At 62.4% G+C, this 21,694-nt stretch carries 19 protein-coding genes; 9 read left to right on the top strand and 10 right to left on the bottom strand.

Translation table 11 applies throughout. The annotated features are described in order from the left end of the window. Window positions 1-53: 53 nt before the first annotated feature. Window positions 54-1,184, bottom strand: coding sequence for a serine hydrolase domain-containing protein (locus EGO55_RS08300; protein WP_040715295.1), 1,131 nt, complete (start codon window positions 1,182-1,184; stop codon window positions 54-56). 30 nt (window positions 1,185-1,214) lie between these two features. Here EGO55_RS08300 and EGO55_RS08295 point away from each other — a divergent pair, with 30 nt between their 5' ends. Beyond that, complete coding sequence (locus EGO55_RS08295) at window positions 1,215-1,607, top strand: hypothetical protein (RefSeq protein WP_021689893.1); 393 nt, start codon at window positions 1,215-1,217, stop codon at window positions 1,605-1,607. A 20-nt stretch (window positions 1,608-1,627) separates the two neighbouring features. Here the strand turns inward: EGO55_RS08295 and mnmA are convergent, their stop codons facing one another. After that, window positions 1,628-2,791 (bottom strand): tRNA 2-thiouridine(34) synthase MnmA, encoded by a 1,164-nt coding sequence (gene mnmA / locus EGO55_RS08290; protein ID WP_021689894.1) that lies wholly within the window; start codon window positions 2,789-2,791, stop codon window positions 1,628-1,630. Window positions 2,792-2,904: 113 nt separating this feature from the next. Here mnmA and EGO55_RS08285 point away from each other — a divergent pair, with 113 nt between their 5' ends. The 6 genes from EGO55_RS08285 to EGO55_RS08260 all read left to right on the top strand — a co-directional run bounded on the left by EGO55_RS08285 (window position 2,905) and on the right by EGO55_RS08260 (window position 9,814). Continuing rightward, the gene (locus EGO55_RS08285; protein ID WP_124916753.1) at window positions 2,905-3,213 is read left to right on the top strand and encodes a hypothetical protein; all 309 of its coding nucleotides are present in this window, start codon (window positions 2,905-2,907) and stop codon (window positions 3,211-3,213) included. Continuing rightward, on the top strand, window positions 3,210-3,509 hold the full coding sequence (sciP, locus tag EGO55_RS08280) for a CtrA inhibitor SciP (protein WP_021689895.1): 300 nt from the start codon (window positions 3,210-3,212) through the stop codon (window positions 3,507-3,509). Before EGO55_RS08285 ends, sciP begins: the two co-directional genes overlap by 4 nt. Before the next feature lie 190 nt (window positions 3,510-3,699). Next, on the top strand, window positions 3,700-3,966 hold the full coding sequence (locus tag EGO55_RS08275; protein ID WP_021689896.1) for a GlsB/YeaQ/YmgE family stress response membrane protein: 267 nt from the start codon (window positions 3,700-3,702) through the stop codon (window positions 3,964-3,966). Between the two features lie 199 nt (window positions 3,967-4,165). Beyond that, window positions 4,166-5,362: an efflux RND transporter periplasmic adaptor subunit gene (locus tag EGO55_RS08270; protein ID WP_040715501.1), complete on the top strand. Its 1,197-nt coding sequence runs from the start codon at window positions 4,166-4,168 to the stop codon at window positions 5,360-5,362. Window positions 5,363-5,372: 10 nt separating this feature from the next. Then, window positions 5,373-8,546 (top strand): efflux RND transporter permease subunit, encoded by a 3,174-nt coding sequence (locus EGO55_RS08265; protein ID WP_021689898.1) that lies wholly within the window; start codon window positions 5,373-5,375, stop codon window positions 8,544-8,546. A 62-nt stretch (window positions 8,547-8,608) separates the two neighbouring features. Beyond that, on the top strand, window positions 8,609-9,814 hold the full coding sequence (locus EGO55_RS08260; protein ID WP_040715300.1) for a DUF445 domain-containing protein: 1,206 nt from the start codon (window positions 8,609-8,611) through the stop codon (window positions 9,812-9,814). Window positions 9,815-10,019: 205 nt separating this feature from the next. Here the strand turns inward: EGO55_RS08260 and EGO55_RS08255 are convergent, their stop codons facing one another. From EGO55_RS08255 to sucC, 4 genes are all read right to left on the bottom strand, one after another. Further along, entirely contained in the window at window positions 10,020-11,171 is a 1,152-nt protein-coding gene (locus EGO55_RS08255) for an alpha/beta fold hydrolase (protein ID WP_021689900.1), read from the bottom strand. A 135-nt stretch (window positions 11,172-11,306) separates the two neighbouring features. Beyond that, window positions 11,307-12,236 (bottom strand): electron transfer flavoprotein subunit alpha/FixB family protein, encoded by a 930-nt coding sequence (locus EGO55_RS08250; RefSeq protein ID WP_021689901.1) that lies wholly within the window; start codon window positions 12,234-12,236, stop codon window positions 11,307-11,309. Window positions 12,237-12,271: 35 nt separating this feature from the next. Continuing rightward, window positions 12,272-13,018 carry an electron transfer flavoprotein subunit beta/FixA family protein gene (locus EGO55_RS08245; RefSeq protein ID WP_021689902.1) on the bottom strand — a complete coding sequence of 249 codons (747 nt, stop codon included), beginning with the start codon at window positions 13,016-13,018 and terminating at the stop codon, window positions 12,272-12,274. 204 nt (window positions 13,019-13,222) lie between these two features. Next, complete coding sequence (sucC, locus tag EGO55_RS08240) at window positions 13,223-14,422, bottom strand: ADP-forming succinate--CoA ligase subunit beta (RefSeq protein ID WP_021689903.1); 1,200 nt, start codon at window positions 14,420-14,422, stop codon at window positions 13,223-13,225. A gap of 118 nt (window positions 14,423-14,540) precedes the next feature. Between sucC and EGO55_RS08235 the strand changes: the two genes are divergently transcribed. Next, window positions 14,541-15,329 carry a 3'(2'),5'-bisphosphate nucleotidase CysQ gene (locus EGO55_RS08235; protein WP_021689904.1) on the top strand — a complete coding sequence of 263 codons (789 nt, stop codon included), beginning with the start codon at window positions 14,541-14,543 and terminating at the stop codon, window positions 15,327-15,329. A 121-nt stretch (window positions 15,330-15,450) separates the two neighbouring features. Here the strand turns inward: EGO55_RS08235 and EGO55_RS08230 are convergent, their stop codons facing one another. After that, window positions 15,451-16,143 (bottom strand): YiaD family glycine zipper/OmpA-like lipoprotein, encoded by a 693-nt coding sequence (locus EGO55_RS08230; RefSeq protein ID WP_040715302.1) that lies wholly within the window; start codon window positions 16,141-16,143, stop codon window positions 15,451-15,453. Window positions 16,144-16,351: 208 nt separating this feature from the next. Here EGO55_RS08230 and EGO55_RS08225 point away from each other — a divergent pair, with 208 nt between their 5' ends. After that, a complete protein-coding gene (locus EGO55_RS08225) occupies window positions 16,352-17,674 on the top strand; it encodes a hemolysin family protein (protein ID WP_040715305.1) in 1,323 nt (440 codons plus the stop codon). A 101-nt stretch (window positions 17,675-17,775) separates the two neighbouring features. On the opposite strand, the gene EGO55_RS08220 is transcribed toward EGO55_RS08225, so the two are convergent. From EGO55_RS08220 to ileS, 3 genes are read right to left on the bottom strand one after another with little or no spacing between them, the layout of a single operon-like run. Continuing rightward, entirely contained in the window at window positions 17,776-18,186 is a 411-nt protein-coding gene (locus EGO55_RS08220) for a DUF3035 domain-containing protein (RefSeq protein ID WP_021689907.1), read from the bottom strand. Window positions 18,187-18,190: 4 nt separating this feature from the next. After that, window positions 18,191-18,736, bottom strand: coding sequence for a signal peptidase II (gene lspA, locus EGO55_RS08215; RefSeq protein WP_021689908.1), 546 nt, complete (start codon window positions 18,734-18,736; stop codon window positions 18,191-18,193). Then, complete coding sequence (gene ileS, locus EGO55_RS08210) at window positions 18,733-21,663, bottom strand: isoleucine--tRNA ligase (protein ID WP_021689909.1); 2,931 nt, start codon at window positions 21,661-21,663, stop codon at window positions 18,733-18,735. The genes lspA and ileS overlap by 4 nt, the downstream gene beginning before the upstream one ends. Window positions 21,664-21,694: the final 31 nt, after the last annotated feature.

The following is a 21,694-nucleotide window of genomic DNA, read 5'->3' as shown; positions in this document are numbered from 1 at the left end:
GCCTCGCAATGTTGCGAACTTCAGATTCGGGTCACTAGAACGGCGGGGAAGCGTCAGTTCACCGCCGGATAGAGCGCGACGATCTTCGCCAAAGTATCCACCAGCTTGCGGGTGTCGGCTTCGGGTGTTTTGCCCAGGCGCACAACGGTCAGCTTCTGTTCGGGGGACACCAGCACATACTGGCCCATGTGGCCGGCCATTGCGAACAGGCTGCCCGGCGCTTGCCCGGGAAACAACACCCGCCGATCCCCGCCCGAATTGCGGTTCAGCCACAGGCCTGCGCCGTAATCGGGTGCGCGGGGGGATGGGCGGCGCATGAACGCAACCCAGCCGCGCGGCACCACCTGTGCGCCTTTCACCGCACCGCCATGGCGCAGAAATTCGCCGAAACGAGCCCAATCCCGCGCGGTGGCATGGATCATCGCCCCACCGATCATGGTGCCAGCCGCATCGTATTCCGCCGTCATCGATGACAACCCGACCGGGCCAAACAGGCGATCGTGCATGAAATGGCTGACTTCGGCCTGACGGCTGGCGGCATCTTTGCGCGGTGACAGTACGCGCGCCATGACATCGGAAAGAATGATGCTGCTGGCGGTGGAATATTTGAACTGCCGCCCGGGTTCCGCTTCCAGCGGCTGCGCTTCCGCCTCGGCCGCCATGTCATCGCGACCCGCAAGGAACAGCAATTGCACCGTTGTCGCATCGTAAGCCGGTTCGGCGCTTTCGGTATGGCGCAGGCCCGAGCGCATCTGCAGCAATTGCCGCAGGGTAATTTCGCCGCGGGCATCGCCGGGGCGCTGCCAGTGGCGGACAGGGGGCGATTCGTCGAGCCGAAGTTTCCCTTCCGCCACCAGAATGCCGATCGCGACAGCCGTGACCGACTTGCTCAGCGACCAGCCAAGAAAGCGGGTCTTGGCATCGAATCCATCGGCGTAACGTTCGGCGACGATTTCGCCGCGATACATCACGATCAGGGCGCGCGTTTCGCCGATTTCTTCGGCAGTGAACAGGGCATCGGTGGCCCGGGCCAGTTGTTCGCGAGGCGCGCCGGGGTCTTTCGAAACCGCCGCCATGGCCGTTTCGCTGGGCGGGGGCGGTGGCGCAGACGTGCCGTCACTGCCACACGCTGCCAGGGCTGGCAGCAGGGCAAGGGAGGCGATAAGGGGGAGGCGGCGCGGCATGCCGCGCTTCACTCGCCCAAGCAGGGAACGATGGCAACCGCAAAGAAATCCTCCAGCAACAAATCCCCTTTCACACGCAAAGGCGGGGGGTATGCCTATGGCCTGTTGCGCGGGCGCTGGGTGCAGCTGGCGCTGGTCCTCGCGGTTGCGGTGGCGGCCCTGTTCTATTTCTACAGCACGCCGTTGCTGGGCTATTCCCGCACGGGCGCGGCCTATGGCGCGCATGTGGCCTGTTCCTGCCGTTATATCGGCGGCCGCGATATGGGCAGCTGCAAAGGCGATATGGAAGACGGCATGAGTCTCGTCTTCCTGAGCGACAATCCCGAAGCGAAAAGCGTGACAGCGCGTGTGCCGCTGCTCGCCAGCGCGACCGCGCGTTACCGCGATGGTTGGGGCTGCGTACTGGACAAATGGGACGATTGACCGGGTGGGCGGTCGATCGGTCAGGCTGATTCGGTTCCGTCGATCCAGCCGCCGCCGATCACGCGATCCCCGGCATAGAGCACGGCGGCCTGACCGGGCGCGACACCGTATTCCGGCTCGGCAAAGCGGAGCGTCACCGTCTCGCCATCGCCCAGTGCACCGTCAAGCGTGACCGGCACCGGCCGTGCCAGCGAACGGACTTTGGCCGTCAGTGGGATGCCGCTTTCCGCGGCGGGCAAGGGGCCGATCCGGTTGGTTTCGATCACGCGCGCGGCACCGACGGCCAGCAGCCTTTTGGGCCCGACCAGAACCTCAGCCTTTTGCGCATCGAGCGCCACGACGTAGAGCGGTTCGGGCTGTCCGCCGATCTCCAGCCCGCGGCGCTGTCCGACCGTATAGTGAATCACACCGGCATGCTGGCCCAGAACCGCGCCCGATTCGGCATGAACAATGGCGCCGGCGGCAACGCCTTCGGGGCGGACGCTGCGCACGATTTTTGCGTAATCGCCATCGGGAACGAAACAGATGTCCTGACTGTCCGGCTTTGCCGCGACACGCAGGCCAAACTGTTCCGCGATGGCGCGTACCTGCGGTTTGGGCAAGCCGCCCAGCGGGAAACGCAGGAAATCAAGCTGCGCCTCGGTCGTTCCGTAGAGAAAGTAGCTTTGATCGCGGGCCGGATCGAGCGCGCGATGCAGTTCCGGCCCGGCGGGGCCGACAACGCGACGGACATAGTGGCCGGTGGCGAGGCAATCCGCCCCGAGATCCCGCGCCATGGCGAGAAGGTCGGTAAACTTCGGCCCCATGTTGCAGCGGATGCAGGGAATCGGCGTGCGTCCGGCGAGATAATCGTCAGCGAAGCGCTCGACCACTTCTTCGCGGAACGAGGATTCGTGATCGAAGACGTAATGCGCGATGCCCAGCCGATCGGCCACCGCGCGGGCATCGCGGATATCGTCGCCCGCGCAACAGGCGCCCTTGCGGCCTGTCGCGGCACCGTAATCGTAGAGTTGCAGCGTGATCCCGATCACTTCCGCGCCGCTCGCGGCCGCCAGTGCGGCCACCACCGAACTGTCGACGCCGCCGGACATCGCAACGACGATCCGGCATTGCGCCGCAGCCCGGGGCAGATCGAACAGAATGGCCGGGTCGAAATCCAGATCAAGGTCGCTGGGGCGCGTCATCCGGCGCCCATACACGTCTGTTAGGCCGACGGCAAAGCCTGCCTTCAGCGGTGACAGGATAATTATCGTGCTGATTTACGCAATTTTGACAATGGTGGGGTTATACCCGTGTCATGTTCGACGATGTCAAAACAGATCAATGGCATAGGGCCACCCGCTTCGCGGCGGCCCCAATGTCGGATGCCTTGCATCCCCTGTCGTGGCGCGATCTGGTCGCACGGTTCGCTGCCGCGCGTTCGCTGCGCAGCGCCGGGATGTTTCGTGACGATGGGGATTGGGGCCATACGGGGGCCGGTATGGAGCCTGGTTTAAAAAGTAAACGACCTGTTAACCTTGATGATTTATGCAATCGAAAACCGAATGCGCGCAAGGGGTTTGAACACGGGGACATTGCTAGGACCGGCGATCGAGGAACAGAATGATCGAAAATCAGAAAATTCGACCGGCGCAGGTTATCGGCCCTCTCGGGGAGCCGCTGACGCTTGATAGCCTGCCTCCGGCTGACACACGCCGTTGGGTGGTTCGCCGCAAGGCGGAAGTGGTCGCTGCCGTTAATGGCGGGCTGCTGACAATTGACGAAGTGCTGGAGCGCTATGGCCTGACGCTGGAGGAGTTTGCGTCCTGGCAGCGGGCTGTAGACCGTTCAGGTATGCAAGGACTGCGGGTCACGCGGATTCAGCATTATCGCGATCTATATGAACGCCAGCTCAAATATTGAGCTATTGCATCATGATCGTTTGGAGGGCCGGTTATGCCGGCCCTTTTTTTGTGCAATGCGAAAAGAAGATGTCCAATCCGGGGGGCGTATCCAAATCCTGACTGCCGCTTATTAAGATGCAATGGAACGAAAATCCAAGTAAAGCGTAAATCAACCGGCACCTTGCCGGAGAACAGGAGGAGGACTGAATATGGGCTGGATTATTGCGTTGATTGTCGGTGGCGTGGCTGGTTGGCTTGCCAGTTTGGTGATGAACCGGGATGCATCCATGGGCATCATCTGGAACATTGTTGTCGGTTGTGTCGGTTCCCTGATCGGTAATGCCCTTGCGGGCCCTCTTTTCGGTATTCAGGGGAGCGTGAAGGAATTTTCCATCCAGGGTCTGGTAATTGCGCTCGTGGGCGCGGTTATACTCCTTGCGATCGCCAATTTGGTACAGCGGGGGCGCGTGCGCTAAGCGCGTCGTCGACCGTTACTCAAGAACGGGGCGGTCCGCTGCTGGCGGAACCGCCCCGTTCTGCGTTTCGCGGGCGTTTACAGCCGACTCGCAATTGCCAGCGTTGGTCATGGGGTTTATGGCGGCACGCGCGGAACAGGTGCCGCACTGGCGGCGATGGCGTCGCGGGTAACCGATGGGCTGGGCAACGGCAGAAACCATGAACTACGAATCTTCCGTCACACCCGAAACCGCTGAAGATGTCCGTCTCGCGGCGGGGGCCTCAGTGCCCGAAGACGATACGGGCTCGTCCCGCCGTCGTCTGATCTTCATCGCGGCCCTGGTACTTGTCGTCTTGCTGATTGCCGCACTGCTTCTGCACGGTGGCCGTGGGACCGGCACGTCTGACGAGGCGTCGACCCTGCCTGTCGTATCGGTTGTGGTGCCTGGCACCACCTCGATTAACGGCATTATCGAAGCCACCGGCACCCTTGCTGCACGGCGGGAACTGCCCGTTGGTGTGGAAGGGGAAGGCGGGCGGATCGTGTCCGTTCCGGTTGAACCGGGTCAATGGGTCAATCGTGGGCAGGTGCTCGCGGTTATGGATCGCTCGGTTCAGAACCAGCAGATCGCAAGCGCATCGGCGCAGATCGCCGTCGCGCGCGCCGATGCCCAGCTGGCCCAGTCCAATCTCGATCGCGCGCTCAAGCTGGTGGCGCGCGGATTCATTTCCAAGGCGGATGTCGACCGGTTGACTGCAACTCGCGATGCCGCCGTGGCGCGCGTCAACGTCGCCCGGGCCCAGCATGGGGAATTGCAGGCCCGTGCCGCCAGGCTCAACATCGTTGCGCCCGAAGCCGGGCTTCTGCTGACGCGTGGCGCGGAGCCGGGACAAGTCGTCACCGGTGGCCCCACGGTGCTGTTCAGCATTGCCAAGGGCGGTGAACTCGAACTGCTGGCGAAGCTGAGCGAGGAAGATCTCGCAAAAATGACAGTCGGGCGATCGGCTACGGTGACCCCGGTGGGATCGGCCGAAAGCTTCACCGGCCAGATCTGGCAGGTTTCCCCGGTGATCGATGCACAGAACCGTCAGGGCACGGCCCGGATCGCGCTGTCCTATTCGCCGGCGCTGCGCCCGGGCGGGTTTGCCTCGGCCACGATCCAGAGCGGTGTGATCGTCGCCCCCCTGCTGCCGGAATCGGCGATCCAGAACGATGACAAGGGCAGTTTCGTCATGGTGGTCGACAAGGAGGACCGGGTGCAACGCCGCGCGGTCAGGACTGGGATCGTGACCAAGCAGGGCATTGCCGTGGTCGAAGGTCTGACTGGCCGTGAAAAGATCGTCTATCGCGCCGGTGCGTTCCTCTCGCTGGGCGAGAAGATCAAGCCATCGTTGATCAGGCAACCGGCAAAATGAGCATCTGACGATGGGCTTGCGCAATATCTCTGCATGGTCGATCCGGAACCCGATCGTACCCTGCATCGTTTTCGTGGGGCTGCTGCTGGCAGGCCTCGTCTCGTTCATGCGCATGGATGTGAACGATTCGCCGGATATCGACTTTCCGGCGGTGATTGTCACAGTGGCGCAGCCGGGCGCGGCACCGACCGAAATCGTCACCCAGATCACTGAGAAGGTGGAATCCTCCGTCCGCTCTATCAGCGGTGTGGACTATATCGAATCCACGGCGAGCGAAGGCTCTTCGTTGACAGTGGTGTATTTTTCGATCGGCACCGACGTCAATGTCGCGGTCAGCGAGGTCAAGAACGCGGTTGACCAGATCCGCGGCGATTTGCCCGACGGCATTCTCGAACCGCAAGTCACCAAGGTCGATACGGCGGGTGGCGGGCCGCTGGCCTATATGGCGGTCAGCGCCGACGATATGACGATGGAGGAACTCAGCTGGTTCGTTGACGACACCATCTCGCGCCGCCTGCTGTCGGTCGAAGGCATGGCCGAAGTCGAACGTGGCGGCGGCGTGGATCGTGAAATCCGGGTGGTTGTCGATCCGGCGCGCATGCAATCGCTGGGGGTGACGGCGGGCCAGATCAACAGCGCGCTGCGCCAGGTCAACGTTGACGCATCGGGCGGTCAGGCGGAAATCGCGGGCGCGCGCCAGTCGGTGCGCGTGCTGGGCAATGCCGCCGATGCGCGAGCGCTGGCCGATACGCGCATCAGCCTGGGCAATGGCCGCACGATCAAGCTCAGCGACGTGGCCAATGTCTATGATGGTTATTCCGAACAGGTCTCGCTCGCCAAGCTGAACGGGCGGCAGGTTGTCACCTTCGGGATCAAGCGTGCCAAAGGCGCATCGGACGTCACGGTCTATGATGGCGCCATCGAGAAGATCAAACAGATCGAGGCCGAGAATCCCGGTATTCGCATCACGCCCCTGTTCACCACGATCGATTATACCAAGGGGCAGTATGCCGCCTCCATGGAAGCCATGGTGGAAGGAGCGATTCTGGCGGTGATCGTGGTCTTCTTCTTCCTGCGGGACTGGCGGGCGACCATTATCGCCGCGGTTGCGATCCCCTTGTCCGCGATCCCGACCTTCTGGTTCATGGACCTGATGGGGTTCACGCTGAACACCTTCTCGCTGCTGGCATTGAGCCTTGTGGCCGGGGTGCTGGTCGATGACGCGATTGTGGAGATCGAGAATATCGTGCGCCATATGCGCATGGGCAAAACCGCCTATCAGGCATCGATCGATGCGGCGGATGAAATCGGTCTTGCCGTGGTGGCGACCACGTTCTCGATTGTCGCGGTGTTCCTGCCTGTCGGCCTGATGCCGGGCGTATCGGGGCAGTTCTTCAAGAACTTCGGTCTGACAGTCGTGGTCGCCGTGCTGATCAGCCTTGCAGTGGCGCGTATGATCACGCCGATGTTCGCGGCCTATTTCCTTGAGGCCAAAGGTGTGGGCAGCCACGGCGAAGGCCGGATGATGGACCTTTATATGAAGGTTCTGCGCTGGTCGCTGGATAAGACGGGCGCCGATGCCTATCGTGCGCGCATGGGCCATTCGCGCAGTCTGTGGGTGCGGTTCAAGGCTTACCTGCGGGATCACCGGATCTGGATGCTGGGTATTGGCATCGGTGCGCTGATGCTTACGATCACGCTGCTGACCTCGTTGCCCACGCAGTTCATGCCCAATTCGAACAACGATTCCAGCCAGGTGAATATCGAGATGGTGCCGGGCACCACGCTGGAACAGACGACGGCGGTCGCCGATGAAGTCGTGGCCATGCTCAAGGCGCAGCAGGAAGTGAAACTGGCGGTCGCCGTCATCCGTGAAGGCGCCGCGAATATTTACATTTCGCTGCGGGAAGATCGCGACAGCACCAGTATTGAATTCGAACGGCGACTGGCCCCGCAACTGCAGCAGGTACCCGATGCGCGGGTGGCCTTCGCCACGCAATCGATGGGGGCCGGTTCCGGGCGCGATATCACGGTCATGCTGACCGGTTCCGATCCCGAACTGTTGCACGATACGGCGCAGAAGCTGGTGGATCAGATGCGCACTATCCCCGATGCTGTCGCGCCGCGGATTGCGGCCGATCTGCAGCGGCCCGAACTGATTATCGAACCGCATTTCGATCTTGCCGCGCAACTGGGGGTTACCACCGGTTCGTTGAGCGAGGCCATACGGATTGCCACGCTGGGCGAGATCGATCGCGATGCGGCCAAATTCTCGTTGTCGGACAGGCAGGTGCCGATCCGGGTGATCATGCCCAAATCGTCACGCCGTGATCTCTCGACAATCGAAAATCTCCCGGTGCCGACTGTTACCGGCGAATCGGTGCCGCTGAAACGGCTGGCCACGATCCGTTTCGGTGCGGGTCCGACCCAGATTCAGCGTTACAATCAGGCACGCCGCGTATTCATTGGCGCCGATCTTGCGCCGGGCGCGGTGAAGGGGCCGGTTGATCAGCAGATCGCCAATCTGCCGATCATGAAGGATCTGCCCAATGGCATCAGCACCGAAGCGGTGGGCGATGCCAAGATGGAACAGGAACTGGTGGTGAATTTCGGCACGGCTGTGGTCAGCGGAATCCTGCTGGTCTTTGGCGTGCTGGTCCTGTTGTACAAGCGCATCGTTTCGCCACTGGTCAATATGACCTCGCTTCTGCTTGCCCCACTCGGCGGGTTGCTGGCGATCGTGCTGATCGGCCAGCCGATGTCGATGGCGGTCTATATCGGCATTCTTATGCTGCTGGGGATCGTGGCGAAAAACTCCATCCTGCTGATCGATTTCGCGATTGAGGAGATGGAACGCGGCGTGCCCAAGCTGGAGGCGATTATCGATGCCGGGCACAAACGCGCCCAGCCGATTGTCATGACCACCGTCGCGATGACGGCGGGCATGGTGCCGACGGCCATCGCGCTGTCGGGCGATGGTTCGGTGCGTGCGCCGATGGGCACAACCGTGATCGGCGGGCTGCTGCTGTCCACTGTGCTGACACTGGTTATCGTGCCGGCCGGGTTCAGTCTGGCTGACAGCTTTGAAAAGCGTGTTGGCCCCTGGCTGCGCAATCGCTTCCTCACCTATCGTCCCGGTGACGACAGGGAACATCATCCCGGCGCGTCGGCCCCCGCGGAATAGTGGTGGCAGACAGCGACCCTTCAGGAACATTTCCGCGCACGGCAGAGCAACGCCTGCGCCGGATGCGGATGACTGCGACGGGGCTGCTGATCCTCATGGCGGGGCTGTTCCTGCTGGCGCGCCATAACGCGGCACTGCACCCCGCCTGGGGCTATCTGCTGGCCTTCAGCGAAGCGGCGATGGTCGGCGGGCTGGCAGACTGGTTTGCGGTCACCGCATTGTTCCGGCGGCCTTTGGGCCTGCCGATCCCGCACACCGCGATCATTCCGGAAAACAAGGACCGGATCGCAGACACCATGGCCGTGTTCCTGCGGGAGAATTTCCTGACGCCGCAAGTGGTCGCCCGCCGGATCAGAAACATGAATCTGGCCGCTGCCGCTGGCCGGTTCCTGACGGAAAAACGCACCGGCGAACAGCGTCTGCGCAATGGCGCGGCGGGCCTGTTCGGTGATCTTCTGCGTTCGCTCGATCAGAAACGGCTGGGCGGCATGGTCAAGGAAGGGCTGCGGGGCCAGCTTCACAAGATCGAGGTGGCCCCGTTAATGGGCCAGATGATCGGCGCGGCGATTGCGGATGGGCGCCATCTGCCGGTGATGGACCGCGCGATAAGCTGGCTTGGCCGGACCCTGGAAGCCAATGAGGAACTGGTTCGCACGATGATTTCGCAGCGCGCCAACCGCCTGCTGCAACTGACTGGCCTCGATTCCAAAATCGCCAATGCCGTGCTGGATGGCATGTACAAGCTCCTGGCTGAAATGGCCGTGCAGCCGCACCATCCCTTGCGGCGCAAAGTGGAAGAAGGGTTGCAGGAATTGGCCGACGCGCTGCAGCACGATCCCGCCCTGCGCGAAAAGGTCGAGGCGATGAAGCTGGAACTGCTTGCCGATCCTTCCGTGGGGTACTGGCTGGATGGCCTGTGGGAACGCGCCCGCGCGGCCCTGTTGCGCGCGGTGGACGATCCGGAACAGGCGTTGTCAGGGCAATTTGGCGCGATGCTGGTGGAACTGGGTCAGGCGCTGGAAAATGACGCGCGCCTGCAACAGCTGATCAACCGTTTCGCGCGGCGCACGCTGGTTGGCGTTGCCACGCGATATGGCGGGCAGATCGTGCAACTGGTGTCGGAAACGGTGCGCCGCTGGGATGCCCGCACGGTGACCGCGCGGATCGAAACCGCCGTGGGCCGCGATCTGCAATTCATTCGTATCAATGGTACGATGGTTGGCGGGCTGGTCGGCCTTGCGATCCATTTTGTCGACAGCGTGCTGTGACGCTGCTGGTGCTGCGGGCCGTTTGCACTTGGCCCCGGCTTACGCAGGATGTGCGTTGCCCGTACATGACGAGACCATCGCCATAGGCACGGGCGGGACGGATGTGCATGTGGCGATACCATGCGCGTGCGGGCGGCAGCGCGAATGGCAACAGTTCGCGTCGATGCATGGGGTTATTGCGCTTGCCAAACCGGCGAGATCCCCATCAGAGGCGCGGGCAATCATCGGGCGCGCGAAGGCCGGCAAAACGATCGGCGATCCAGGCCAATGTCACAGAGGCGCTGTCCCGGGCGCTGTGCGCATGATCGCCGCCGGGTAGCGCGACATAGCGGACAGCCTTGCGGTGTTTGCAAAGTCCGGCAGCGAAATTTCGGGTTACCGCCGGTGCAATGACAGGGTCCTTCACACTTTGTGCGATCAGTACCGGGGAAGGAACGAGGGCGGGATCAATGCTGTTCTTCTGCGCCAGCGAAGCCCAGGGTTCGATCCGGCCGATGTCCTTGCCCTTTATGGAGCCGCGCACGGACAGGATGCCCACCACCGTCCCCAACTTGGGTGTCATGCCCAACTCGATACAATTGTTCTGCGCGAGTCGTGTGGCGATCCCGCGATTGACCTTTCCAAACAGGGTGTTGAGAGGCGCGCCATATTTTTGCGACCAGCTGTAGGCGACGTAAGCGGTTAGCATGGCTTTGACATTGGGTTCGCTCGCCCGGCGGAAATTCTCCGCGATAGCGGTTGGCGGGGCCGCGGCGGCAGTGCCGACCAGTGTGAGATCGCGGGCATAGGTGCGCGCTTCCCGGGCGGTCCACAGCGCGGCATGGCCGCCTTGGGATTCACCCCATACGGCAAAACGGCTGCCCGCGTGGGCACCAGGAATTTGCTGCGCCGCGCGCACCGCGTCCAGCACGGAACGGGCGGTTTCTTCCCCGGCCAGATAACCGTGCGGCCCGGTGCTGCCGAGCCCGGGATAGTCTGGTGCGACCACCACATAACCGGCGGCGATCATCTCGGGCAGCGCCGGGGTAACGGAAAAGATGAGAGGATTGGTCGAAACGGCACAGCGGGGCATGACACCTGAGGTTCCATGCGCCCAGGCGATGACAGGGCGCTTCGCACGGGGGGCAGCCTCCCTTGGGGCGATGACCATGCCGGTCACCGGGATCAGGCGCTGGGTATCGTCGCGGGTCCAATAAGATATGCGCCACGCTTGCATGCCCGGCGGGGTATCGGCCACCGGATCGGATGTGATCAGTGTCCCTTGTTCCTGCGCGGTGGCGGGCGAGAGCGGAACTCCCAAGGTCACAACGAGCAGGGCAAATGGCAAAGCAACAGAAGCGAGCAACCGGCGTGTCATCGGCAATCTCCACCGCGTGGCGTGATTGTCAGGCACAAGCGGTGAGGTGACAAGCCCAAGAAACGTATCGCCGATACGAAAACGCCCCCGAAGCCGAAGCTGCGGGGGCGTTTCTGTGTGCGTTTGCGCCTGTTGTCAGAGTTTGCTGGTCAGTTCCGGCACGGCATTGAACAGGTCCGCCACGAGGCCGAGATCGGCCACCTGGAAGATCGGTGCATCCTCGTCCTTGTTGATGGCGATGATGGTCTTGGAATCCTTCATCCCTGCAAGGTGCTGGATCGCGCCGGAAATGCCGACTGCGATGTAAACTTCCGGAGCGACGATCTTGCCGGTCTGTCCGACCTGATAGTCATTGGGGACGTAGCCCGCGTCCACCGCCGCGCGCGATGCGCCGACAGCGGCGCCCAGCTTGTCCGCCAGCGGGAAGATGACCTGCTGGAAGGTATCCGCATCCTTCAGTGCGCGACCACCCGAAACGATGATCTTGGCGCTGGTCAGTTCCGGACGTTCCGACTTGGCGATTTCCGAACCGACGTAGCTCGACAGACCGGCATCGGCCGGGCCAGCAACGGCTTCAACCGCAGCCGAACCGCCTTCAGCAGCAGCCTTGGCGAACGCGGTGCCGCGTACCGTGATGACGAGCTTTGCATCGCTGGCTTCAACCGTGGCAATCGCGTTGCCGGCGTAGATCGGACGGGTGAAGGTCTTTTCGCCTTCGACCGAGAGAATGTCCGAAATCTGCATCACGTCGAGCAGGGCTGCGACGCGCGGTGCGATGTTCTTGCCGTTGGAGGTGGCCGGGGCGAGGAACGCGTCGTGGCTGCCCATCAGATCGACGATCAGCGGCGCGACGTTTTCTGCCAGAGCGTGGCCATAGGCCGCGTTGTCGGCCAGGTGGACCTTGGCAACGCCAGCAATCTTGGCAGCCTGATCGGCAACAGCCGCACAGCCTTCACCGGCGACGAGGAGGTGCACTTCGCCAAGCTGCGAAGCGGCGGTCACAACAGCCAGCGTGGCGTCCTTGACCGAAGCGTTGTCGTGTTCGACCCAAACAAGCGTTTTCATAAGAGCTATCCTTGAATTCCGTGGTCAGGCGAGGATCAGGAGATCCCCAGCTCCTTGATCTTGGCGACGAGCGCATCGACATCGGCGACCTTGACGCCAGCCACACGCACGGGCGGTTCGCTGACCTTCAACGTCTTGACACGCGGTGCGGTGTCGACGCCGTAATCGGCCGGTGCCTTGGTCGCCAGCGGCTTGGACTTCGCCTTCATGATGTTCGGCAGCGAGGCATAGCGCGGCTCGTTCAGACGAAGGTCGGTGGTGACGATCGCGGGCAGAGCCAGCTTCACCGTTTCCAGACCGCCATCGACTTCGCGCTTCACGATGACCGAATCGCCTTCGACGGTGACTTCCGAAGCGAACGTCCCCTGCGGGCGGCCGAGCAGCGCGGCGAGCATCTGGCCGGTCTGGTTGGAATCGTCATCGATCGCCTGCTTGCCGAGGATAACCAGCCCCGGCTGTTCCTCGTCCGCGATGGCCTTGAGAATCTTGGCAACGGCCAGCGGTTCGACTTCATCGTCGGTCTGGACCAGAATCGCGCGATCGGCGCCCATGGCGAGCGCGGTACGCAGCGTTTCCTGTGCCTTTGCCGGGCCGACCGAAACCGCGATGACTTCGGTGGCGACGCCCTTTTCCTTCAGGCGGATCGCTTCTTCGACAGCGATTTCGTCAAACGGGTTCATGCTCATCTTGACGTTGGCGAGATCGACACCCGTACCGTCGGCTTTGACGCGCGGCTTCACGTTGTAGTCAATCACCCGCTTCACGGGCACGAGAATCTTCATGGGTTCTTGTCCTTCTAGCGTGGGCCGGCGGGCGTCCTGTCCCGGTAAGCGAAAGGCCGGCCTTGTGAATACGAACCTGCATTAGGGACTTGCGACCAGAGCGCCCTCCGGTCAACCCCCGTGCCCCTCGCATTTCGCACAGTTCAGGTGCGGGCCGCGAAGGGCACTCAGGTCCGTTTCCCAGGGATTGGGTGAAGGCTGCGCTCAGGCAGCCTTCTTCACTTCGGCAACGATCTTCTGGGCGGCATCGCCCAGGTCGTTGGCGGAAACGATCGGCAGGCCCGAGTTGTTGAGGATGTCCTTGCCCTGCTGCACGTTGGTGCCTTCGAGGCGGACGACCAGCGGCACCGAGAGGTTCACTTCCTTGGCAGCGGCGACGATACCGTCAGCGATAACGTCGCACTTCATGATGCCGCCGAAGATGTTGACCAGAATGCCTTCCACTGCGGGATCGGACAGAATGATCTTGAACGCTTCGGTGACCTTTTCCTTGGTAGCGCCGCCACCAACGTCAAGGAAGTTGGCCGGGAACGCACCGTTCAGCTTGATGATGTCCATGGTCGCCATGGCGAGACCGGCGCCGTTCACCATGCAGCCGATGTTGCCGTCGAGCTTGATGTAGGCGAGGTCGTACTTCGAAGCTTCGACTTCTGCCGGATCTTCTTCGGTTTCATCGCGCAGTGCAGCCACGTCAGCGTGGCGGAACAGGGCGTTGCCATCGATGCTCATCTTGGTGTCGAGAACCAGCAGCTTGCCGTCTTCGGTTTCCACCAGCGGGTTGATTTCCAGCATTTCGCAATCGAGATCGTTGAACGCGGTGTAGAGCTGGCCAGCGAGCTTCTGGGCCTGCTTGTTGAGGTCGCCTTCAAGCTTGAGCGCGAACGCAACAGCGCGGCCGTGGTGCGGCTGGAAGCCTTCTGCCGGATCGATCGTGATCGTGGTGATCTTTTCCGGGGTCGCATGGGCGACTTCTTCGATGTCCATGCCGCCTTCGGTCGACACGATCATGGCGACGCGGCCAGTGGCGCGGTCAACCAGCATCGAGAGATAGTATTCCTTGGCGATATCGACGCCGTCGGTCACGTAGAGGCGATTGACCTGCTTGCCCGCTTCGCCGGTCTGGATGGTGACGAGCGTGTTGCCGAGCATTTCCTTGGCATTCGCTTCCACTTCTTCCAGCGAACGCGAAAGGCGCACGCCGCCCTTGGCGTCGGGGCCGAGTTCCTTGAACTTGCCCTTGCCGCGGCCACCGGCGTGAATCTGCGCTTTCACGATGTACAGCGGCCCGGGCAGCTGTTTGGCGCCTGCAATGGCTTCTTCGACGGTGAGAGCTGCATGGCCGGCAGGGATGCCGATGCCGTATTTCGCGAGCAGTTCCTTGGCCTGGTATTCGTGAAGGTTCATGTCGGTCGCTTTCCGCTTGGATTCGGGTTGCTGAATTGGTTTGCGGCGCGCCTTTGCACATCGCGAGGCGCTTGAAAAGTGCCGCAACGCAGCGCAAAGCAGCAAAATACACTGACACATGATCGATTACACCCGCCTTGAAGATATTGTGCGCCGTGCCGGCGCCATCGCAATGGCCAGCTGGCCAGGCGCGGGTCATGAGGTCGAACGCTGGGAAAAGAGCCCGGATAACCCCGTAAGTGCCGCAGATTTGGCGGTTGATGCGTTTCTCAAGGAAGAGCTGGGCGCCTTGTTGCCTGCGGCGGGCTGGTTGTCCGAAGAGACCGCCGATCATCCCGACCGGCTGGGTTGCGGATTGTGCTGGTTGGTCGATCCGATTGACGGGACACGCGATTTTTTGCGGGGAAGAAGCGGCTGGGGGGTTTCGGTGGCGCTGGTCAGCGATGGGCGCCCGCTGATTGGCCTGCTCCACGCCCCCGCGCGTAACGAAGAATGGAGCGCGACTGCGGGGCAGGGCGCGTGGCGCAACGGAACCCGTCTGGAGGCGAGTCGCCGTACCACCTTCCATGGGGCCAGGGTGCCCGCTGATTCGCTCCCACGCGAAGACCGCGATCTGGTTATGGTGGAAAAACCCAATTCGATTGCCTTGCGCATTGCCATGGTGGCGGCGGACGAAGCCGATCTGGTGGCGACGCTGCGCTGGGGGTACGAATGGGATATCGCCGCCGCCAGCCTAATCGCGCGGGAAGCGGGGGCGACCGTCAGCGATGCCTTTGGCGAAGCGCTGGTGTTCAACAAGCGCGATCCGCGCGCGTTTGGCCTGATGGTCAGCGCCCCGGCAATCCATGAGGCGGCGGTGAACCGGCTGGCCGATCGCGCCGCGCAACTCGCCTACCCGGATCGCTGAGTTACAAAACCCGTTCCAATACCGGCCCAAAACCCAGGGCGCATGAAAAAGGGGCCGACCCTGCGGTCAGCCCCTTCGGTTTCTTGCGAAACAGGATCAGGTAGGCCTAGATCAGGTAGGCCTAGTTGCCGCGGCGGGCCGCATCGACATCTTCCTTGCTGATCGGCGTGATCTTGATTTCCACGCGGCGGTTCAACGCGCGCCCTTCGGCGGTGTCGTTCGTCGCGACCGGATATTGTTCGCCAAATCCCTGCGAACGGATACGGGCCGATGAAACGCCGCGCATCGAGAGATAGTTCGCGACCGATTGGGCGCGCCGTTCGGAAAGGGTCTGATTGTAGGCGTCGGAACCGGTCGAATCGGTGTGGCCGTATACGTCGATCAGGCTGTCAGGATAGGTCTTGAGGCTTTCTGCGACCTGATTCAGCGTGGCCTGGAACGTGGGGTTGATCGTGGTGCTGTCGACCGCGAAGGTTACGCCATCGGGCAGATTGACGAGAATCGCGTTGCCGTTGTCGGTTTCCGTCACATCGACGCCCGATCCGGCGGTCTGTTCCTTCAGTTCCTTGATCTGCTGATCCATCTTGTAACCGACGACGCCACCCGCGACACCGCCAATGCCAGCGCCGACAATGCGGGCGGTCCTGCCACCGATAATGCTGCCCAACAGGTAACCCAGGCCAGCGCCGCCGACACCGCCGATTGCGGTACGCGAAACCTTGCGTTCACCGGTATTGGGATCGGTGACACAGGCGCTCACAGTGACGAGGGAAAGGGCGGCAAGGCTCGAAACAATCAGGCGGGATTTCTTCATGGGGATGCTCCAATCCTCTATTTTTGGCACAGGCGACGCCTGCCCCTGTGACAGCGCGCACCCGTCGGTCATATTTCAGCGTCATAAGATGAACAAGGAATTGACCGGCCTCACCCACAACGCGGTGTTGCGCCATGCGTTCCCGAGAGGCGGGCTCTCCGCACCTAACCCCTTCGCCTTTACGTTGCTTTCTGCTAGCGCTTCGGGCGTGACACCGTTTCCATGGACCGATGTCCTCGTCATTGCGGGGCTTATCTTTATCAACGGCATCTTCGCGATGTCCGAACTTGCCATCGTTTCCGCGCGTCCTGCGCGCCTTCAGGTGGAAGCCGAGAAAGGCAGCAAGGCGGCCAAGGCCGCGTTGGCGCTCGAAGCGGACCCGGGCAAGTTTCTCTCCACCGTGCAAATCGGCATTACCCTGGTGGGTATCATCGCCGGTGCTTATTCGGGTGCCAGTCTCGGCGGCCCTGTGGGAGAACGGCTTGCGGCGCTGGGCATGCCCCTGGAAGTGGCGGACGAGGTCGGTTTTGCGGTCGTGATCGTGCTGACCACCTATTTCAGTCTTGTCGTGGGCGAACTGGTGCCCAAGCAGATCGCGTTGCGCGGGGCGGAACGGATCGCGTTGATCATGGCGCTGCCGATGGAATGGCTGGCCCGTGCGGCCGCGCCCTTTGTCTGGTTGCTGGACCGTTCGTCCTCCACGCTGTTGCGCCTGCTGGGTATTCGCCATGCTGGCGAAACCGGTGTGACCGCCGAAGAACTGCAAATGATTTTCGCCGAGGCGACGCGTTCCGGCGCGATCGAGGAGGATGAACGCGCGATCATGGCGGGCGTGATGAAACTGGCCAATCGCCCGGTCCGCGAACTGATGACGCCGCGCACTGAACTGGACTGGATTGAAACGACCGCCGATCTCGACGCGATCCGGGAACTGCTGGATGAAACGCCCCATTCGCTCATCCCGGTGGCGGATGGTTCGCCCGACCGGATTGTCGGTGTGGTCAAGATTCGTGATATTCTGGCGCGGCAATTGGCCGGTTTGCCCGTGGTGCTGGGCGAACTGGCGCGCAAGGCCGTGGTGATTCCCGACCAGCTTGACGCGATGGATGCCTTGCGCATGTTGCAGCAGGCCGATGTCGCCATGGCGCTGGTGCATGACGAATACGGCCATCTCGAAGGCATTGTGACACCCAACGATCTGCTGACGGCGATTGTCGGTCAGTTTGTCGGCCATCAGGACGAAGGCGATGAACCGATGGTCGTGAAACGCGCCGATGGCTCGTTGCTGGTTGCCGGTGCCATGCCTGCTGACCAGATGGCCGAATTGCTCGGCGTGGTTCTGCCCGAAGATCGGGAATATGCCACGGCGGCCGGCTTCGTGCTTTCCGTGCTCAAGAAACTGCCGCAGGAAGGCGAAGTCTTCGAAGAAGGCGGCTGGCGCTTCGAAGTGGTGGACATGGACGAACGCCGGATCGACAAATTGCTGGTCGAACGTCTCGAACAGCCGGAGGATACTCCGGACGAGGGGTGAGGATGCCGCTGCGCGCGCGGCTATAACAACCGCAGCGACAAAAAAGCCCGCCATTGGCGGGCTTTTTCCTGTCAGGGGTGACCTGAGTGAGGCTGATCGCCTCAGCCCGGGATAACCGCGCGTGCGGCCTGGCCATCGCCCTGCGGCGCGGCGAGGAGATCACGGGTCACGGTGCCTTTGGCAACCGCGTTGGTATTTTCGTCGCCCACGGTAGAACGAATCCCCGGTGCGGCGCCGCCCGCCTTGTCGAGCGCGCTGGTTTCGAGATCGCTGCGGGGGGCCGGGCCACCGAACAGGGCTTCGAGCGCCTTCTGGCTGGCGCTGCCTTCGATCGGGCGAGGGGCGCCCGGCTGCGGCGGGGCCATCTGGAAATCGGGCGGTACGATCAGCGGGGCTTGCCGTTGAACGGCCATTTCATCCGGTCGGTCGCGGTTGAAGACACCGCCGCCGCCGCAAGCCGACAGCGCCACCGAACCGGCAGCGAGGAGGATGAAGGCGTGGATCTTGCGCATTGTGTCAGGTCTCCGCAGGGCTGTTGCCCCTGTCGTCTGTGGTGTCGTCAGTATCCGTTTGCTCGCGCTTGTCGCGCAGGAAAAAGGATCGGGCAAGGATAATTACGACGCCAATCGTGATCGCGGCGTCGGCAACGTTGAAAATCAGGAACGGGCGGAAGTCGCCAATGTGCAGATCGGCGTAATCGATGACATAGCCCAGCAGGAACCGGTCGCGGATATTGCCCAGCGCACCGCCCAGCACGAATGCCAGTGCGGCAATGTCCCACATCGCTTTCTCGCGCAGCATCCAGATGAATACGGCCAGCGCGATCAGCCCGGTCATCGCCACCAGAATCCAGCGCATTTCCACCGAATCCGCCGTCAGCATGCCCAGCGACACGCCGAAATTCTGTGTCCAGCGCAGATCGAAAAACGGCAGCAGATCGATCACCCCGCGTTCGCGCAGTTGCAGCGGGCCGACCATCAGCCATTTGATGTACTGATCCACCGCGAAAAGCGCGGCGGCCATCAACAGGCCGATGATTCGATTGCGTGTCAGCCAGCTCATCCGGCGTTTTCCGTTATCGCCAACGCATCGTCACAGCGGGTGCACAGCGCGCCGTCTTCCGCCACGTCGGGCAGATGACGCCAGCAGCGCCCGCATTTGTGGTGCGCGGTGGGGAAGACTTCCATCACGTCTTCTTCGCTGCATGTCACTGTCGAGGTGATGAACAGCTCGGTCAATGCCGCATTCGCCGTACCGGCTGGCACGGCCGATGCGGGCACGGTGACTTGCGCGGCCAGCCCGGACCCGATCACCTTTTCGCGGCGCAACGGCTCGATCGCCTCGTTCACCTTTTCACGCAGGTCGCGCAGTTGCGCCCACTTGTCGAGATCGGCTTCGGCCGTGGGCAGTTCGGGCCATTCCAGCAGATGCACGCTGCCGCCAGTGGGATAGCGCGTGCCCCACACTTCCTCGCCCGTATAAACGAGCACAGGCGCGGCATAGCGGATCAGCGCGTGGAACAGCACATCCAGCACCGTGCGATAGGCGCGGCGGCGCGGATCGGCGGGTGCGTCGCAATAGAGGCAGTCCTTGCGGATATCGAAATAGAAGGCCGACAGGTCTTCGTTGCAGAAATCCGAAAGCGCGCGGACATACGTGTTGAAGTCGTAATCGTCGACCGCCTGACGCAGAGTCGCATCGAGCTGCCCCAGCAGGGCCAGCATGTAGCGTTCCAGTTCGGGCATGGCCTGCGTATCGACCCGTTCCGCTTCGTCGAAATCGGCCAGCGCGCCCAGCATGTAACGGAAGGTGTTGCGCAGCTTGCGGTACTGATCGGCCACGCCTTTCAGGATTTCCGGGCCGATGCGGTGATCTTCGGTATAATCGACCGACAGCGCCCAGAGCCGGATGATATCCGCGCCATAATCGCGCATCACGTCCAGCGGGCTGATCGTGTTGCCGAGGCTCTTGGACATTTTCATGCCCTTCGAATCCATGGTGAAGCCATGGGTGAGCACGGCCTTGTAAGGCGCGCGGCCGCGGGTGCCGCAGCTTTCCAGCAGCGAGGACTGGAACCAGCCGCGATGCTGATCGCTGCCTTCCAGATAGAGATCGGCATGCGGGCCGATGTAGCCTTCCGGCCGGGTCAGTTCGGGCCAGCGGCCGCTTTCCAGCACGAAGGCATGAGTCGAACCGGAATCGAACCACACGTCGAGAATATCGGCAACGCGTTCGTAATCGTCCAGCCGATAGTCCGGGCCGAGCAAATCCTGCGCGTGGTCTTCATCCCAGGCATCCACACCGCCCGCGCGGATGGCGTTGACGATGCGCGCGTTGACTTCGGGATCGACGAGGTATTCCCCGGTCTTGCGATCGACGAACAGCGTGATCGGCACGCCCCAGGCGCGCTGGCGGGACAGCACCCAGTCCGGACGGCTTTCCACCATGCTGCCGATGCGGTTGCGGCCTTTATCCGGCACGAACCGGGTATCGGCGATCGCCTGCATTGCCAGTTCGCGCAGGGTTGGCGCATCGCACAGCCCTTCTTCGGCGGGATTGATTGCGCCGCCTTCGTTTTCCCAACTGCGTTCGCCACGCGATTTGGGCGAGATATGCGTCAGCACGCGATCCATCGGCACGAACCACTGCGGGGTGCAGCGGAAGATCACCTTGGCCTTGGATCGCCAGCTATGCGGATAGGAATGCAGGTAATCGGCCGTGGCCGCCAGCAGCCCGCCCGCCGCGCGCAAGTCTTCGCAGACGGGGCCATCGGGGGCATTGAACTTGGGGTGGATGACCGAGGCGGAGCGTTCGTCCGTGCGCGGCAGCCACAGCCAGTCTTCGCGGTAACGGCCATCGGCTTCGACCACGAACTTGGGGCCGATGCCATGGGCCTTGCACAGCTCGAAGTCGTCTTCGCCATGATCGGGCGCCATATGGACCAGACCGGTGCCGCTGTCGGTGGTGACGAATGCACCAGCCAGCAGGGGGCGCGGTTCGGCAAAGAAGCCACCCAGATGGTGCATCGGGTGGCGGGCCACCGTGCCGGCCAGTTCGGAACCGCGATAGGTGCCCAGCGCATATTCGCTTAGCACGACATCGCCTTCGATATCTTCGGCAAGGGGGCCAAGGCCCGTCCGCTCGAAGAACGGTTCCAGCAGATCGACGGCCACGAGGAAGCGCCGCCCGTCAGGCGCGCGATAGTGGTGGTATTCCACGTCCGGCCCATAGGCGAGCGCCTGGTTGACCGGGATCGTCCAGGGTGTGGTCGTCCAGATCACGGCATAGGCACCGGTCAGTTCCGGCACGTTCGGCGATTCGATGATTTCGAACGCCACGTCGATCTGGGTCGACGTGATATCCTCGTATTCGACTTCGGCTTCGGCCAGCGCGGTCTTTTCCACCGGGCTCCACATCACCGGTTTGGCCCCGCGATAGAGCTGGCCGGTTTCCGCGAATTTCAGCAGTTCGCCAACGATCGTCGCCTCTGCCTCGAAATCCATGGTGAGGTAGGGCTTGTCCCAGTTGCCGCAGACGCCGAGGCGCTTGAGCTGTTCACGCTGGGTATCGACCCAGTGCTGGGCATAGGCGCGGCATTCGGCGCGGAATTCGCGGGCCGGAACCTCGTCCTTGTTTTTCTTCTTCTTGCGGTACTGTTCCTCGACCTTCCATTCGATCGGCAGGCCGTGGCAGTCCCAGCCGGGAACATAAGGCGCATCCTTGCCCAGCAGGGTTTGGGTGCGCACGACCATATCTTTCAGGATATGATTCAGCGCGTGGCCGATATGCATGTCGCCATTGGCGTATGGCGGGCCGTCATGCAGGATGAACTGGTCGCGGCCCTTGCGCGCTTCGCGCAGGCGTTGATACAGCCCTTCTTCTTCCCAGCGTGCCAGAATACCCGGCTCCTTCTGGGGCAGGCCGGCCTTCATGGGGAAATCGGTCTTCGGCAGGAAGACAGTGTCTCGATAATCGCGCTCTTCGCTCATGGGGCAGCGCCTTAGCGGGACAACTGCCCCG

This window comes from Caenibius tardaugens NBRC 16725, assembly GCF_003860345.1.
Taxonomy (GTDB): domain Bacteria; phylum Pseudomonadota; class Alphaproteobacteria; order Sphingomonadales; family Sphingomonadaceae; genus Caenibius; species Caenibius tardaugens.
Note: the sequence above shows the minus strand (reverse complement) of the source record. Positions and strands in the feature narration are given on the sequence as shown.